Source organism: Micromonospora sp. NPDC000089 (assembly GCF_042899365.1).
Taxonomy (GTDB): Bacteria; Actinomycetota; Actinomycetes; order Mycobacteriales; family Micromonosporaceae; genus Micromonospora.
On record NZ_JBIAZT010000015.1, the window covers coordinates 29,086 to 44,616 of the forward strand.

14 protein-coding genes are annotated in these 15,531 nt (G+C 73.2%); 10 read left to right on the forward strand and 4 right to left on the reverse strand.

Translation table 11 applies throughout. The annotated features are described in order from the left end of the window. The first annotated feature begins 109 nt into the window (after positions 1–109). Complete coding sequence (locus ACFY3U_RS22940) at positions 110–928, forward strand: sigma-70 family RNA polymerase sigma factor (RefSeq protein ID WP_387205182.1); 819 nt, start codon at positions 110–112, stop codon at positions 926–928. A gap of 1 nt (position 929) precedes the next feature. Continuing rightward, positions 930–1,208 carry a mycothiol system anti-sigma-R factor gene (gene rsrA, locus ACFY3U_RS22945; RefSeq protein ID WP_387205184.1) on the forward strand — a complete coding sequence of 93 codons (279 nt, stop codon included), beginning with the start codon at positions 930–932 and terminating at the stop codon, positions 1,206–1,208. Between the two features lie 61 nt (positions 1,209–1,269). Here rsrA and ACFY3U_RS22950 read toward each other — a convergent pair whose 3' ends face one another. Then, entirely contained in the window at positions 1,270–1,344 is a 75-nt protein-coding gene (locus ACFY3U_RS22950) for a 50S ribosomal protein bL37 (RefSeq protein WP_369700219.1), read from the reverse strand. A gap of 222 nt (positions 1,345–1,566) precedes the next feature. Between ACFY3U_RS22950 and ACFY3U_RS22955 the strand changes: the two genes are divergently transcribed. Together ACFY3U_RS22955 and ACFY3U_RS22960 are read left to right on the forward strand one after the other, a co-directional pair. Next, complete coding sequence (locus tag ACFY3U_RS22955) at positions 1,567–1,782, forward strand: biotin/lipoyl-binding carrier protein (protein ID WP_387205185.1); 216 nt, start codon at positions 1,567–1,569, stop codon at positions 1,780–1,782. Further along, positions 1,779–2,288 carry a GNAT family N-acetyltransferase gene (locus tag ACFY3U_RS22960; protein WP_387205187.1) on the forward strand — a complete coding sequence of 170 codons (510 nt, stop codon included), beginning with the start codon at positions 1,779–1,781 and terminating at the stop codon, positions 2,286–2,288. The genes ACFY3U_RS22955 and ACFY3U_RS22960 overlap by 4 nt, the downstream gene beginning before the upstream one ends. Positions 2,289–2,316: 28 nt before the next feature. Here the strand turns inward: ACFY3U_RS22960 and ACFY3U_RS22965 are convergent, their stop codons facing one another. Further along, positions 2,317–2,916, reverse strand: coding sequence for a TetR/AcrR family transcriptional regulator (locus ACFY3U_RS22965; protein WP_387205334.1), 600 nt, complete (start codon positions 2,914–2,916; stop codon positions 2,317–2,319). A 106-nt stretch (positions 2,917–3,022) separates the two neighbouring features. Between ACFY3U_RS22965 and ACFY3U_RS22970 the strand changes: the two genes are divergently transcribed. Continuing rightward, complete coding sequence (locus ACFY3U_RS22970; RefSeq protein WP_387205189.1) at positions 3,023–4,630, forward strand: MDR family MFS transporter; 1,608 nt, start codon at positions 3,023–3,025, stop codon at positions 4,628–4,630. A 125-nt stretch (positions 4,631–4,755) separates the two neighbouring features. Here the strand turns inward: ACFY3U_RS22970 and ACFY3U_RS22975 are convergent, their stop codons facing one another. Next, a complete protein-coding gene (locus tag ACFY3U_RS22975) occupies positions 4,756–6,588 on the reverse strand; it encodes a tetratricopeptide repeat protein (protein ID WP_387205191.1) in 1,833 nt (610 codons plus the stop codon). Positions 6,589–6,771: 183 nt separating this feature from the next. Between ACFY3U_RS22975 and ACFY3U_RS22980 the strand changes: the two genes are divergently transcribed. From ACFY3U_RS22980 to ACFY3U_RS23000, 5 genes are all read left to right on the forward strand, one after another. Continuing rightward, complete coding sequence (locus tag ACFY3U_RS22980) at positions 6,772–7,803, forward strand: SIS domain-containing protein (RefSeq protein WP_387205336.1); 1,032 nt, start codon at positions 6,772–6,774, stop codon at positions 7,801–7,803. Positions 7,804–7,827: 24 nt separating this feature from the next. After that, the gene (locus tag ACFY3U_RS22985) at positions 7,828–9,357 is read left to right on the forward strand and encodes a histidine kinase N-terminal domain-containing protein (RefSeq protein WP_387205193.1); all 1,530 of its coding nucleotides are present in this window, start codon (positions 7,828–7,830) and stop codon (positions 9,355–9,357) included. Between the two features lie 274 nt (positions 9,358–9,631). Further along, a complete protein-coding gene (locus tag ACFY3U_RS22990; RefSeq protein ID WP_387205195.1) occupies positions 9,632–11,308 on the forward strand; it encodes a glycosyltransferase family 2 protein in 1,677 nt (558 codons plus the stop codon). Further along, a complete protein-coding gene (locus tag ACFY3U_RS22995; RefSeq protein WP_387205197.1) occupies positions 11,305–12,312 on the forward strand; it encodes a glycoside hydrolase family 26 protein in 1,008 nt (335 codons plus the stop codon). The genes ACFY3U_RS22990 and ACFY3U_RS22995 overlap by 4 nt, the downstream gene beginning before the upstream one ends. Beyond that, complete coding sequence (locus tag ACFY3U_RS23000) at positions 12,309–13,835, forward strand: glycosyltransferase family 39 protein (protein WP_387205199.1); 1,527 nt, start codon at positions 12,309–12,311, stop codon at positions 13,833–13,835. The genes ACFY3U_RS22995 and ACFY3U_RS23000 overlap by 4 nt, the downstream gene beginning before the upstream one ends. An 18-nt stretch (positions 13,836–13,853) precedes the next feature. Here ACFY3U_RS23000 and ACFY3U_RS23005 read toward each other — a convergent pair whose 3' ends face one another. Next, positions 13,854–15,383 carry a glycosyltransferase family 39 protein gene (locus tag ACFY3U_RS23005; protein ID WP_387205338.1) on the reverse strand — a complete coding sequence of 510 codons (1,530 nt, stop codon included), beginning with the start codon at positions 15,381–15,383 and terminating at the stop codon, positions 13,854–13,856. Positions 15,384–15,531: the final 148 nt, after the last annotated feature.

A 15,531-nucleotide genomic window follows, 5' to 3' on the forward strand; every position in this document is an offset into this window, starting at 1 on the left:
CGGTAGCCGATCGCGGCCGGGACCAGGAACGGGGGCGGCCGGTGGAATGTCCGCCCCTCGACCGGGCGTTACAACCCCCGGACGACGAATCTGGCGAGAGGGGTGACCGGTGCCGACCGAGACACGCAGCCGGGAGCGGGACGAACGGGGCGTCCGGCAGGTGAGACAGCTGCTGGGCGGACCGGACTGGCCCGCGACCATTGACGGCCCGGGCGTGGTGAGCACCAGCACACCCGGTGAAAGTGAATCTGTGGGCCGCGCGTTCCGCGTATCCTCGGCGGGAAAGCATCCGACGCGAGGGGATCTGCGGTTGACCACCGAGAAGACGGACGAGCGCAGGGCCCGCTTCGAGCGGGACGCGATGCCCTTCGTCGATCAGCTCTACGCTGCCGGGCTGCGGATGACCCGTAACCCGGCGGATGCCGAGGACCTGGTCCAGGAGACGTACCTGAAGGCGTACGCCGCCTTCCACCAGTTCGAGCAGGGTACGAACCTGAAGGCCTGGCTCTACCGGATCCTGACCAACACGTACATCAACTCCTACCGCAAGCGGCAGCGGCAGCCGATCCAGGCGCCCACCGAGGAGATCACCGACTGGCAGCTCGCCGAGGCGGAGTCGCACACCTCCAGCGGGCTGCGCTCGGCCGAGACCGAGGCGCTCGACCGGCTGCCGGACAGCGACGTCAAGGAGGCCCTCCAGCAGTTGCCGGAGGAGTTCCGCCTCGCGGTCTACCTGACCGACGTCGAGGGTTTCTCGTACAAGGAGGTCGCCGACATCATGGGTACGCCCATCGGCACCGTGATGTCGCGCCTGCACCGCGGCCGTCGCAACCTGCGCAAGCTGCTCGAGGGGTACGCCGCGGAGCGTGGCTTCAGCGCCGCGCAGTCCGCGAAGGGCTCGACCGCCGCCGCCGGCCGGGAGGTGTGACGTGAGCTGTGGGAAACCGCACGAGACGGACTGCCGCGAGGTGCTCGCGGAGATGTACCTCTACCTGGATCTGGAGTGCGCCGACGAGCGCCGTGGCCTGATCCGGCACCACCTCGAGGAGTGCGGGCCGTGCCTGCGCGAGTACGGCATCGAGCAGGAGGTGAAGGCGCTGGTGGCGCGCTGCTGCGGCAACGAGACCGCGCCCGACCAGCTGCGCGAGCGGCTCCGGGTACGCCTCACCGAGCTGGTGGTCTTCGAGGAGCGCGAGCTCGCCGACTGAACCTGCCGACGGACGACGAACGGCCCGGGTCCCACTGGACCCGGGCCGTCCTCGTACCCGTTCAGGAGTTGGGGCGCTTGCCGTGGTTCGCGCCGCTCTTCTTGCGGGCCTTCTTCTTACGGGCCTTCTTCGCCATGCTGACCTCCTCGTGACTGGCCGGATCCCTGCCGCGCTCGACCCTCGGTCGCCGGGGCACGCACCGGTCCGCCCGGCGCCGGGGTCCGACCCGCTGATGCTAGTGCGGCCGGCCGGGACCGCCGTGCGCCGGGGCCGACACCCGACCGTCGCGCACCGCCCCGCGCGGGGCCGCCGCATGATTGGATACGTCGGCAGGCAACCGCGAGAGGGAGGGCCGGAGATGGCCGAGGAGATCCGGGCCGAGATGGTGGCCAACGTCTGGAAGGTCGTCGCGTCGACCGGGGACACCGTGTCCGAGGGGGACACCCTGGTGATCCTGGAGTCGATGAAGATGGAGATCCCGGTGATCGCCGAGTCCGACGGCGTGGTGCAGCAGCTCGTGGTCCACGAGGGCGACGTGGTGCAGGACGGCGACCTGATCGCGGTGATCGGTTGACCGGCCTGTCGATCCGTTCGGCCGGGCCGGCCGACCACGCCGCGGTCGCCCGGCTCACGGTCGCCGCGTACGAGGCGGACGGGCAGCTCAAGGGCGAGCACGGGTACGGCGCCACGCTGGCCGACGTGGCCACCCGGGCGGCGCACGGCGAGGTGCTGGTCGCGGTGGAAGACGCCACCGGCGCGGTGCTCGGCTCGGTGACCTTCGTGCTGCCCGGCACCCGCTACGCCGAGCTCGCCGGCCCGGGCGAGGCCGAGTTCCGGATGCTCGCGGTCGACCCGGCGGCGCAGGCTCGTGGGGTCGGCGCGGCGCTCGCGCGGGCCTGCCTGGACCGGGCCGCCGAGCTGGGCTGCGCAGCGGTGGTCATCTGCGTACGCGCCGGCATGGCCGACGCCGCGCACCGGCTGTACCGGCGGCTCGGCTTCGTCCGGCTGCCGGCGAAGGACTGGTCACCCGCGCCCGGGGTGGACCTGCTCGGCCTGCGCCGGGAGCTGACCGTCTCCTGACCGGCCGCCGGCCGCCGGCCGCGGGCGATCAGCGGGGGGCGGCCGGGTCCCCGGGAGCCTGCTCGCCGATGCGGGCGAGCAGCTCGTCGGCGACCTCCAGAGCGAGCTTCTTCCGCTCGTCGTCGGTGATGTGCGGGGTGCGCACCGCGAACCAGCTGCTGTGCACGGCGAACAGGGTCAACGCCGCGCGCAGCTGGGCGGCCGGCGAGTCGTCACCGCGGCAGAGCTGGTCGGCCAGCCCGAGCATCCGCTTCCGCATCTGCACGCCGGCGGAGAGGCTCTTGAGCACCGTCTGGTTCTGCTCGAAGAAGCGCATCACCGAGGGCTGTTCGCTGGCGAACATCGCGTCCGCGTACCGGTTGATCAGCGTCCGGCGGGTGGCCAGGGTGGCCGGCTGCGTGCCCGCCCAGGCGATCAGCTCGTCCATCCGGCGCAGCCGGTCCTCGACGAAGCTGTTGACGATCTCGTCCTTGCTCTTGAAGTGGTAGTAAAGTGCGGCCTTGGTGACGTTCAGCCGCTCGGCGATCTCCCGCAGCGAGGTCTTCTCGTACCCCTGCTCGGTGAAGAGCTCCAGCGCGACGGCCTGGATGCGTTCCCGCGTGCCGCCTGTGCTCTCCCTCACCCTTATCACCCAATTCTCTTGACGGTTCCTGCCGTCCAACTTACCGTCCGGCTAGTAAGGTTGACTAGCCGGTCGGCAAGTAAGTGCATCACATCTCCGGGGGAGCTTACCCATGACTCAGGAAGCCCAGGCAGTTCAGCAGGCCGAGGCCGGGCCCAGACCGAACATCCGCATGGTGCTCTTCGGCCTCATGATCGCGATGATGCTCGCGATGCTCGACAACATGATCGTCAGCACCGCGCTGCCGCGGATCGTCGGCGAGTTCGGCGGGGTCGACCACTTCACCTGGGTGGTCACCGCGTACGTGCTGGGCACCACCGTCTCCACCCCCATCTGGGGCAAGCTCGGCGACCTCTACGGCCGTAAGGCGGTCTTCCTGACCTCCGTGGTGGTCTTCCTGGTCGGCTCGGCGCTCTGCGGCATGTCCGGCTCGGACCTGCTGGGCGGCACGTCCGACGGCATGGTCGAGCTGATCGCGTTCCGGGCGGTGCAGGGCCTCGGCGCCGGCGGCCTGATGGTCGGCGTGATGGCGATCATCGGTGACCTGGTGCCGCCCCGCGAGCGTGGCCGCTACCAGGGCATGATCGCCGGCATCATGGCCATCGCCATGGTGGCCGGCCCGCTGGTCGGTGGGTTCATCACCGACAACCTCTCCTGGCGCTGGGCGTTCTACGTCAACCTGCCGCTCGGCGGCCTTGCGCTGCTGGTCCTGGCGACCACCATGCACCTGCCGAAGTACCGCACCGAGCACAAGATCGACTGGCTGGGCGCCGGGCTGCTCTCGGTCGGCATCACCGCGATCGTGCTCATCACCACCTGGGGCGGCAACGAGTACGACTGGATCTCGCCGCAGATCCTCGGGCTGGCCGCCGTGGGGGTGCTGGCGCTGGTCGCCTTCGGCCTGGTCGAGCGCCGGGTCCCCGAGCCGATCCTGCCGCTGAGCCTGTTCGCCAACCGCAACTTCGCGCTGATCTCGGCGATTGGCTTCCTGCTCGGCTTCGCGATGTTCGGCGCGATGAACTTCCTGCCGCTCTACCAGCAGACGGTGCAGGGCGCCTCGGCCACCAACAGCGGCCTGCTGCTGCTGCCGCTGATGTTCGGCATGCTGGTGGTCTCGCTGGTGGTCGGCCGGGCGATCACGAAGACCGGCCGGTACCGGATCTTCCCGATCGTCGGTGGCGTGATGATGACCACCGGCATGTTCCTGCTCAGCCGCCTGGAGGTGGACACCGGCAAGCTGGAGTCCTCGCTCTACATGGTGGTGCTCGGCGCCGGCATGGGCTTCCTGATGCAGACCTCGATGCTGATCGCACAGAACAGCGTCGAGCAGAAGGACCTCGGCGCGGCCAGCGGTGGGGCCACCTTCTTCCGGTCGATCGGCGGCTCGTTCGGCATCTCGATGTTCGGCGCGATCTTCGCCAACCGGCTCGCCGACTCGCCCGCCGGTGGCGCGTTCAGCGGCGGTGGCGGTGAGGGCCGCGGAATGGACCTGGGGCAGCTCAAGCAGCTGCCGGCGCAGGCGCGTGAGCTGGTCCTCGGCGGGCTCGCCGACGCGATCTCGCACGTCTTCCTGTGGGCGGTGCTGTTCACGGTGCTGGTGCCGGTGCTGGCCTGGTTCATCAAGGAGGTGCCGCTGCGGTCGTCCAACGACGCCCCGCGTGCCGACGCCACCGCCGAGGAGCAGGCCGAGGTCGCGTTCGGCAAGGCCCCGGTGGTCTGAGCGGATCCGTTCCCCCGCGGCCGCGTCGTCCCGTCACCGGGTACGCCGCCGCCGCGCCGTCATTTTCGCCCGGCCCCGGCGTGGTCACGCTCCACCGCGACGGACGCCCCCTCGCCGAGGCGCGGTCAGCGCCGGAACGGGCCGGTCAGCCGGCGCCAGAGCCGGGTCAGCGGGCCCGGCCGGCCGCCCGGTGTCGCCGCCGCGGCGTTGATCAGCTCGCCGGCCAGCGTGGTGGCGGCCGGGTCCAGCGCCGGGGTGGCCAGCGCCAGGTGGGCCACCGAGACGGCGATCGGCACCGGCCGGACCCGGGCCACCGCCGCCACGTCGGAGAGCCGCTCGGCGACCACGCCGGCCACGTCGGGGCGCACCGCCGGGTCCACCCAGGCGGCGGTGACCAGCGCGAACAGGGCCGCCTCGGTGATCCAGTCCTCCACCCCCCAGACCAGCTCCAGCAGCACCCGGCGGCGGGTCGAGCCGGCCCACGTCTCGTCGGTGCGGTGGTGCAGCAGGCCGAGGCAGGCCCACACCTGCACGCAGCGCACCCAGAGCGACGGGTCCTGCCCGCTGAGCACCCGGCCGAGCGCGGAGGCCGGCGTGGCGGGCGGGTGCACCAGCAGCCCGAGCAGGTCGGTCAGCTCCAGGGTGGCCAGCCCGACCGCCATGTCGTACGCGGCCGGCGGGTGCGGCCAGGCGGGGTGCGCGAGCTGGCGGACCCGGTCGGCGGCGACCACCGACGGGACCGGCAGGGTCGGCGCCGGGGTCGTCCCCTCGTACCGCCACAGCTGGCAGGTGGTGGCCCGGCGGGGCTCGCGCGGGTCGGGTTCGGCCACCCCGGCGACCTGCACGTCCAGCCCGGGAACCGCGACGGCCACGGTCCGCATGGCGCTGGGCGGTTCCGGCGCCGCCAGGCGGACCGCCGCGTCGGGCGTGCCCTCGGCGGCGAGGCTGCGGCGCAGCACCTCGGCCATCACGCCGACGGCCGGGGTGACCTGTCCCAGCCAGGGCCGGGCCCGGCACGCCTCGGCCAGGTCGCCGTGCTGGTGGCTGTCGTCCGGGTGGTCCCGGACGAAGTCGGCCAGCGCCACCAGGTGCCGGACGTCGCCGTCGCGCAGGAAGCGCAGCCGGTGCGCGGTGTGCACCGCGCAGTCGAACTCCGGGTCGCGGGCCAGCGCGCGGTCCACCCAGGCCAGCGCCTGATCCAGCCGGCCGGTGTCGGCGAGCGTGCCGGCGATGTCGGCGTACACGGCGAGGTCGTCCGGGTCGTGCCGGACGGCCCGTTCCAGCGCGGCGAGGGCCTCCCGGGTCCGGCCGGCGCTGCGGTAGGCGTACCCGAGCCAGACCTCGCCGATCTTGGACGGCTCGGCGCGTACCCCGCGGCTGGCCAGCGCGACGGACAGGCCGGCCTCGCCGAGCCGCCGGGCCAGCGCGGAGGCCGCGCCGAGCAGCAGGCCGTGGCGCGGGTGCGCGGCGGTCGCGTGCCGGGCCAGCAGCAGGTACGGCCGCAGTGGCCTCCGCTCGGCCCGGGGCACCGGGTCGGGCGCCGCCGCGCACACCTGCATCAGGATCCGGGCGGTCCGGTCCGGATCGAGGGCGGCGGCCAGCTCGGGCGCGGTCACCCAGGGCACCCCGGCCCAGTCCACCCCGGGCGCGTACCCGGTGGCGGCGACCAGCAGGTCGAGTCCCTCGGCCGGGCGCCCGGCGGCGGCGAGCAGGTGGGCGCGGGCCACCACGGCGCCGACGAAGGCGTTCCGCCCGAGCGGGAACAGCTCGAGGTCCCCGCCCGAGGCGGCCGCGATCCGGGCCAGCGTCTCGTGCACCTCGGGCAGGGTCGGCGCCTGGACCAGGGCGGCGGCGAGGTGGCCGGCGGCATGCGCCAGCTCACCCTCGTCCAGCGCCAGTCTGGCGAGGGCGAGTTCCTCCTCCGGGGTCAGCGCGGCTTCTTCACGCTCCTCGGACACGTCGACCTTTCGCTCGTCGATTCGGGGCTGGGCAAGCCTAGGGGATGTTGCGTCGATTTGGTGATCCACTGCGCGTTCTTGCGCGCTGCATTGCTGGTGAACGACAAACCGTGCAAGAATGAACATGAAACGCGCGGGAACCGCGCAGAAAGGGGTGTCTCCGTGGCGCGTGCAGGGGCCGGAATGGCCGCCGACATCGACGAGCAGCCGGCCGGCTACGCCCGCCTGCTCGATGCCGAAGCCGCCGGTGCCATCGCCCGGGTGGCCGCCGCCGTGGCCGCCCGCCGGCCGCGCCACGTGGTGTTCACCGCCCGCGGCACCTCCGACCACGCCGCCCTCTACGGGGCATACCTGAGCGAGATCCGGCTCGGGCTGCCCGCCGGCCTCGCCTCGCCGAGCACGGTCACCGTCTACGGCGCCCGCCCCGACCTGTCCGACGCGCTGGTGGTCGGGGTCAGCCAGAGCGGCGGCTCGCCCGACCTGACCGAGGTGCTGCGGGCCGCCCGGGCCTCCGGCGCGCTCACCCTCGCGGTGACCAACGCCCCCGACTCGCCGCTGGCCGGGGTGGCCGAGCTGAACGTCGACATCGCCGCCGGCCACGAGCGGGCGGTCGCCGCCACCAAGACGTACACCGCCGAGCTGCTCGCGCTGCTGATGCTGGTCGAGGGGATCCGGGCCGGCGACGGGGTGCTGCCGGCCGACGAGCGCGCGGCGTTGGCGGCCCTGCCCGAGCTGGCCGAGCGGACCCTGGCCGACCCCACCCCGGCGCAGCTCGCCCCGCGCTACCGCTTCGCCGGCCAGCTGGTCACCACCGGTCGGGGGTACGCGTACCCGACCGCCCGGGAGGCCGCGCTGAAGCTGATGGAGACGTCGTACCTGCCGGCCCTCGCCTTCTCCGGCGCGGACCTGCTGCACGGCCCGCTCGCGATGACCGACCCGGACGTGCCGGTGCTGGCCGTGGTCGGCTCCGGCCCGGGCGGTCGGGCCATGGGCGAGGTGCTGCCCCGGCTCGGCGAGCGCCGCGCCGACGTGCTGGTGGTCGGCTCAGCCGAGGTCGCGGGGGCCACCCGGCTGGCCGTCCCCGAGGTGGACGAGCGGCACGCCCCGCTGCTGGACATCCTGCCGTTGCAGCGGCTCGCGCTGGCGCTGGCGCTGACCCGGGGCGAGGACCCGGACGCGCCGCGCGGGCTGAAGAAGGTCACCGCGACGATGTGACCGGGGCGTGGCAGGCTGGTGGGCGTGTCCACGCTGCGCGACCTGGCCGAGGAGCACACCCGGCTCCGCCCCTCCGACATCGACCACCTGCACCGGATCGCCGGCGACTGGCAGCTGCTGTCCGACCTGTCCTTCGCCGACCTGCTGCTCTGGGTGCCGGTCGACGGCGACGGGACGTTCCTCTGCGTGGCCCAGGTGCGCCCGACCACCGCGCCGACCGCCTACCTGGACGACCAGGTCGGCCGGATCGTCGGCGGCCCCGAGGTGGCGCACCTGGAGGTGGCCCACCGGCAGGGCCGGATCTGGCGCGAGGGCGACCCGGTCTGGTACGGCGACGTGCCGGCCCGGCACGAGGCGATCCCGGTGCGGCTGCGGACCGCCGACGGGGAGGCCGGCGAGGTGGTCGCGGTGGTCGGCCGGGACACCAACCTGTCCACCGCGCGGACACCGAGCCAGCTGGAGCTGAACTACCTCACCACCGCCGACGACCTGGCCCAGATGATCGCCGACGGCACCTTCCCGCCGCCCCGGCACCCCGGCGAGACCACCTCCGCGCCCCGGGTCGGCGACGGGCTGGTCCGGCTGGACGCCAACGGCAAGGTGACCTACGCCAGCCCGAACGCGCAGTCCGCGTACCGCCGGCTGGGCTACGCCTCGCACCTGGTGGGGGAGGACCTGGCCAAGCTGCACCGCCGGCTGGCCGGCGACCCGCTGGAGGGCACCGAGGCGGCCAACGGCATCCTGGCCGCGCTGCGCGGCGAGGGCCCGCCCCGGCGGGAGATCGACGCCCGCGGCGCCACCATGCTCACCCGCGCCCTGCCGCTGATGCCCGCCGGAGTGCCGATCGGCGCCCTGGTCCTGGTCCGCGACATCACCGAGGTACGCCGCCGCGACCGCGCCCTGATCACCAAGGACGCCACCATCCGGGAGATCCACCACCGGGTGAAGAACAACCTGCAGACGGTGGCGGCGCTGCTGCGCCTGCAGGCCCGCCGGGTCGCCATGCCGGAGGCCCGGGTCGCCCTGGAGGAGTCGGTACGCCGGGTCGCCTCGATCGCCCTGGTGCACGAGACGCTCTCCATGTCCAGCGACGAGGCGGTCGAGTTCGACGGCATCGTCGACCGGGTGGCCAGCGCCGCGACCGAGGTCGCCGCGACCGAGGTGTCGGTGCGGATGCGGCGCACCGGCAGCTTCGGCGTGCTGCCCGCCGAGATCGCCACCTCGCTGGTGATGGTCCTCAACGAGCTGCTGCTCAACGCCGTCGAGCACGGCTTCCCGCCGGCCGGTGAGGAGGAGGCCGCGCCGGGCGGCGAGGCCGGGGCGCCGCCGGAGGTGCTGGTGTCGGCCCACCGGTTCCGCAAGCAGCTGCACGTCTCGGTCGCCGACAACGGCCGTGGCCTGCCCGCCGAGTTCGACGCCGACCGGGGTGGACGGCTGGGCCTGCAGATCGTCCGGGCCCTGGTCACCGGCGAGCTGCGCGGCTCGATCGAGCTGCGGCAGGGTGCCGCCGGTGGCACCGAGGCGGTGCTGGTGGTCCCACTGGTCCGGGCCTGATCGGCCGGGCGCCCTCCGCTCTCCGGGTCGATCGGGGTGGGCTGCTCGGACGATGGTGACGCGGTAGACGCCGAGAGTCGTCCCATCCCACGGCTTTTCAGGGTTTTGTGCCGGTTGACGCGGTGCTGGCGGCTGAATAGCTTTCAGCATCGGACCATCACGTAGACACGGCGTACCGCCGTGCCCGGCTCCCTGATGCGATCGGCGACAGCCAAGCCCCCGCCCGGGCCGCCGGGCGCCCGCGGTGCCGTCCGACCAGCGGGGAGACGGAGCGATGACCTCACCACCGGCGACCGACGCGGCCGCCGCGGAGGAGACCGCCTCGGTGGCGCCCCCGGCCGGGCCGACCGCCGAGTTCCGGGTGCCGAGACAGCTGTCGAAGTGGAGCCCGCGCCGGAGCGGGGCCCTGGTCCGCCCCGCGTACGCCCCGGTGCCCCTGCCGCCCACCGACGAGGAGCTGGTCTCCTACCGCAAGCGCCGGATGCCCGCGCTGATGCTGCCCTCGCTGGTCAGCTTCGGCTGCCTGGTCACCAGCCAGCTGCTCTTCGTGCGGCTCACGCCGTGGCTCTGGCTGCTCGCCCCGCTGCTGCTGTTCACCGTCGCCTACTACCTGATCTCGCTCTGTGTGAACCTCTTCACCCCCGGCTTCGACCTGGCCCGGCACCAGGAGCTGGTCCGCACCTGGAAGCCGGCCCGCCACCCCTCGGTGGACGTCTTCCTGCCGGTCTGCGGGGAGCCGCCGCACGTGCTGCGCAACACCTGGGAGCACGTGCGGGCGATGGGCCGGCACTACCGGGGCGACGTCACGGTCTACGTGCTCGACGACTCGCCCAACGACGTGATGGAGCGGATGGCGCTGGCCTTCGGCTTCGTCTACCAGCGCCGTCCCAACCGTGGTTGGTTCAAGAAGGCCGGCAACATGCGCTACGCCTTCGAGCGCACGATGAGCGAGTTCATCCTCGTCCTCGACGCCGACTTCGTCCCGCGCAAGGACATGCTGGACCAGATGCTGCCGTGGTTCGACGCCGAGCCGCGGGCCGGCATCGTCCAGTCGCCGCAGTACTTCCGGGTGCACCTGGGGCAGACCTGGGTGGAGCGGGGCGCCGGCGCGGTGCAGGAGCTGTTCTACCGCTCCGTGCAGGTGTCCCGGCAGGCGCACGACTCGGCCATCTGCGTCGGCAGCTGCGCGATCTACCGGCGGGACGCGCTCTTCTCCATCGGGGGCTCCACCCTCATCGAGCACTCCGAGGACGTGCACACCGGCTTCGACCTGCGGATGAAGGGGTGGAACCTGCGCTACATCCCGGTGGTGCTGGCCGCCGGTCTCTGCCCGGCCGACGTCGACTCGTTCTTCACCCAGCAGTACCGCTGGTGTGCCGGCTCGATGAGCCTGCTCGGCTCGCGGAAGTTCTGGGCGACGAAGCTGCGCTGGCGGGCCCGGCTGAGCTACATCTCCGGGTTCTGCTACTACCTGCACACCGGGCTGTTCACCTTCGTCGCGCCGATCATCCCGGTGCTGATGCTCACCGCGTTCGCGCACCACATCGCGATCGCGAACTATCTGCTCATCCTGCCGAGCATCGTCTACAACATGATCATCTTCCCGGTCTGGCACCACAACCGGTACGGCCTGGAGAGCTGGACGGTCAAGATGATCTACGGCTGGGCGCACGCCTACGCGATCATCGACATCATCCGGGGCCGGCGGATGGGCTGGCAGCCCACCGGCGGCACCGCCAAGAAGAGCAAGACCAAGCGGCTCTGGACCGGCATGCGCTACTGGACCGCCGGCAGCGGGATCGTCTGGGCCGCCCTGGCGGGCTGGCGGATGCTCGTCGAGCCCGACCCGCTGGTCTTCGCCCCGGCCCTGTTCAGCGCCGTCTTCTACCTGGCCGTGGTGGGGCAGGCCCTGCTGGTCAAGCCCGAGCAGGACGTCGAGGTCGTACGGTGAGGACGAAGTACCTGATCACCTTCCTGGTGGTCTTCACGCTGGCCTTCACCGAGGTCGCCGTGCTGCGCAAGGTGGACATCACGGTCGCCGAGAGCGGCCCGGCCGCGCCGGGTGGCGCCGCGCCCGCCGCGGTCGAGGAGGCGCCACCCGCGTACGACGTCACTGCGCTGCGCGCGCCGAAGGACAAGTACCTCGGCGTGACGGTGCGCGGCGGGGCCGACCTCGCCCAGGTCCGCGCCTTCGCCGCCGAGACCGGCAAGAACCCCAACCTGGTCGCGGTCTTCGAGAGCTTCGACGACAAGTTCGCCGCCAGCGAGGTCCGCGAGCTGCACCAGTACGGCGCGCTCCCGGTGATCCGCTGGGAGCCCTTCGACATCCCGCTGCGCGACATCGCCGCCGGCAAGCACGACGCGTACGTCACCGAGTTCGCGGCGGCCGTGCGGACGCTGAACCTGCCCATCGCGCTCACCTTCGCCCACGAGATGAACGGCCACTGGTACTCCTGGGGCACGAAGTCGAACACCGCCGCGGAGTACGTGGCCGCCTGGCGGCACCTGCACGAGATCTTCGCCCGGCAGGGCGCCACCAACGTGATCTGGACGTGGACCCCGAACGTGGTCAACTACCTGCGCAAGACGAGCATCAGGGCGCTCTACCCCGGTGACGCGTACGTCGACTGGGTGGGCATGGACGGCTACTACACGATCAAGGGCCAGAAGACCTTCACCGACCTCTTCGGGCCGACCATCAGTCAGGTCCGCGCCTTCACCCGGCGGCCGCTGCTGATCGTGGAGACCGGCGCGGAGCCCGGTTCCCGCCGCCCGGGGCAGATCACCGACCTGCTCACCAACGTCGCCCGGCGCAAGGACATGGTGGGCGTGGCGTACTTCGACATCAACGGTTCCGGTAAGTGGAACATCGACCGGGACGCCGCCGCGCTGCGCGCGTTCCGCCGGGCCGCCGCGCGGGACGTCTTCGGCTTCGACGTGCGGACCGCGAAGTGACCGCGCCGGTCGTCGAGTGGACCGGGCAGGCCACCCCGGCCGAGACGGCGGCGGCCGCCGCCGCGATCGACGGGCGGTCCCGCGACGGCTGGTGGGCGCTGCTGCCGGCCGCCCTCGCGCTGGCCCTCGGCGGCTGGCGGCTCGACACCCGCGACCTGTGGAACGACGAGCTGGTCACCTGGCACGCGACCTCGCTCTCGCTCGAACAGTTCCGCATGCTGATCGGCAACATCGACCTGGTGCATGCCTGCTACTACCTGATCATGTCGGGGTTCACCGCGCTCGCCGGCGACTCGACGGTCGCCCTGCGGCTGCCGTCGGTGATCGCGATCGGACTGACCGCGGGGCTGGTCACGCTGATCGGGCGGCGACTCTTCGACACCGGGGTCGGGGTGCTGGGCGGCCTGCTCCTCGCGCTGCTCCCCACCGTCTCCCGGTACGCCCAGGAGGCCCGCTCGTACGCGCTGGTCACCCTCGCGGCGACCGCGGCGACCTGGCTCTACCTCCGGCTGCTCGACCGTCCCTCGCGGGCCCGGGGCTGGGCGTACGGTGCGGTGCTGGTGCTGGTCGGCTGGCTGCACTTCGTCGCGCTGCTGGTGGCCGCCGCCCACCTGCTCCACCTCTGGCGGGCCGGGGCGGACGCGGAGCGCCGCTGGCGGTGGGCCGCCAGCGTCGGCATCGCCGGCCTCTTCGTGCTGCCCCTGCTGATCCTCGGCAGCCGGCAGTCCGGCCAGATCTCCTGGGTGGAGAACGACGGCGACGCGGTGCTGAAGTTCCTCGAGAACCTGGCCGGCACGACGCCCGCCCTGGCGGTGCTGGTGGTGCTGGCCGGGCTCGCGTCGGCCACCGCCGGCGCCCACCGGCCGGCGGTGCTGATGCTTCTGGTCTGGGCGCTGCTGCCCCCGGTCGCCGGCTATCTGACCTTCGCCTGGCTGCACCTCTTCCTGGCCCGGTACTTCCTCTTCACCCTCCCGGCCTGGGCGCTGCTCGCCGCCTTCGGGGTCTGCCAGGTGGCCCGCCTGGTGACCCGGGACCGGCTGCCGGCGGCCTGGCTCCTCGGCGCTCTGCTGCTGCCCGGGCTCGTCTGGCAGGTCGCGCCCGCCCAGCAGAAGGTGCGTTCCAACGAGGCGGACGGACAGCCCCGCTACCTGGACGCGGTGCGCTACCTCGGCGAGCGGGTGCGACCGGGTGACGGGGTGGCCTACAACGACGGGTTCGGCGGCTCCAGCGACGTGGCCCGCAAGGCCATCGGCTACGGCCTGCGCGACCGGCTCGAACCCCGGGACGTCTTCGTCGCCGTTCCCGCGCGGGAGACCGGCTGGCTGACCGCACGGGAGTGCCGGGACCCGGTGGTCTGCCTGGGCGACACCCGACGGCTCTGGCTGGTCGAGACGGGCCACCTGAACGACAGCCTGGCCGGCCTGCCGCCCGCCCGGGAGGCGCTGCTGCGGCAGAGGTTCCTGGTCAAGGAGGTCACGCGATTCGACCGGGTCCGGGTCGTCCGGCTGGAGCGCAAGCCCTGACCGGCGCGGTGGCGCCGCTCAGCGGCGGCGCTCCAGCAACGCCACCGTCACCCCCGCGCGGGGCCAGACCTGCTCGACGGTGAAGCCGTCCCGCAGTGCGGCGCCCTTGGCGCTGGTGACGGCAGTCAGCGGATCGGGCCGCCGCCCGCCCACCACCAACCAGACCCGGGGCACCCCGGCCAGGCACTCAGCCGGCCGGGCGCACTCGCCGGCCCAGAAGTCGCCGCGTTGTCGCTGGTCGGCTCGGAGCAGCGCGTCCCTGGGGCGGGCGTCACCGAGTTGGTACGCCAGGCCGAGGTCGAGGAAGAGCCAGCCGTCGCGTGGGGAGTACACGACCGTGTCGCCCGGCCGCTGCCCGGCCGCGACGACCCGGGCCGCACCGCGATAGTCGACCATTCCGTGCGGCGGGTGGGCGCGGCGCAGGGCCTCCTGGTCCGGCAGGCCGAGCAGGCCGGCGACGGTCAGCACCGCCAGCGCGGCGGGCGCCGGCACACCGGCCAGCGCCGTGCCCGCGAGCAGGCACGCGAACGGAACGGTGAAGAACAGGTAGCGGGGCACCCAGAGCGGCACCACGAGCGCGGCGAGGTAGAGCAGCAGCACCGGCAGCAGCACGGCCGCCGCGGGCAGCAGCGCCCGTCGACCGAGCAGGCCGACCCCGAGCGCGGCGAGTCCGATCAGCAGGCCGCCCACCGTGCTGCTCTCCACCAGCCCGCCCGGCAGCCCCGACAGGTCCGACGGGCGGACCGGTGTAATCCAGTCGAGCTGGTGGGATCGCTGCCCCCGGGCGGCCAGCAGCAGCGGCAGCAGCAGCAGGCCGGCGCTCAGCAGGGCGAGCACCCAGCCCAGCGGCGTCCGGATCGGGCGCTGCCGACCCCGCTGCTGGCCCGGGCGCACGATCTCGCCGGGCGCCGTCGGGTCGGCCCGGTCACCGTCGGCCAGGCCGGCGGCCGGTCGGCCGCGCCACCACGCCACCAGCACGACCGCGGCGTGTGCGGCGAGCAGGCTCAGGGCGAGCAGGTGAGCCAGCCCGAGCCCCAGCACGGCGGCGGCGTAGCCGGCCCAGCGCAGCGGGCCGGGTCGGTCCAGCGCCCGTACCAGCAGCAGGCTGGCGAGCACCGCGAGCAGCGCGGCGATCGCGTACGGGCGGGCCTCCTGGGCGTACCGGGAGGTGCCCGGGAGCACCGCGAGCAGCAGGCCGGCGAAGAGACCGGCCCGGGCGCCGATCAGCCGCCGGCCGAGCACCGCGGTCAGCCCGCCCGTCGCGGCCATGGCCAGGGCCGACGGCAGCCGCAGCGCCGTGGGCGAATCCCCGAAGAGCGCGGTCCAGCCATGCAGCAGCAGGTAGTACGCGCCGGTGGTGGCGTCGATCGTGCCGATGAGGCGGAGCAGATCCCCGGCCGGGCGGGTGGCGGCGCTCCAGGTGGCGAGTTCATCCCGCCAGGGCTGGGCGTGCCCGATCCCGACCAGCCCGACGGCGAGCGTGGTGAGCGCCGGCACCGCCCAGACCAGCCAGTCCCACCGGCGTGGCGAATGCCGCCAACCAAACATTTCGGGCACACCTGGAGCGTGTCACAGCCCGGTCCCGTGCGGGGCCCGCGCGCCACACCGTCGAGATCGCGCTCGTTCCCGCGGCTGTGGCTCGCCGCCGTACCGCGCCCACCAACATCCGTGAAGGGTACGGATCAGGGGGCCCGTG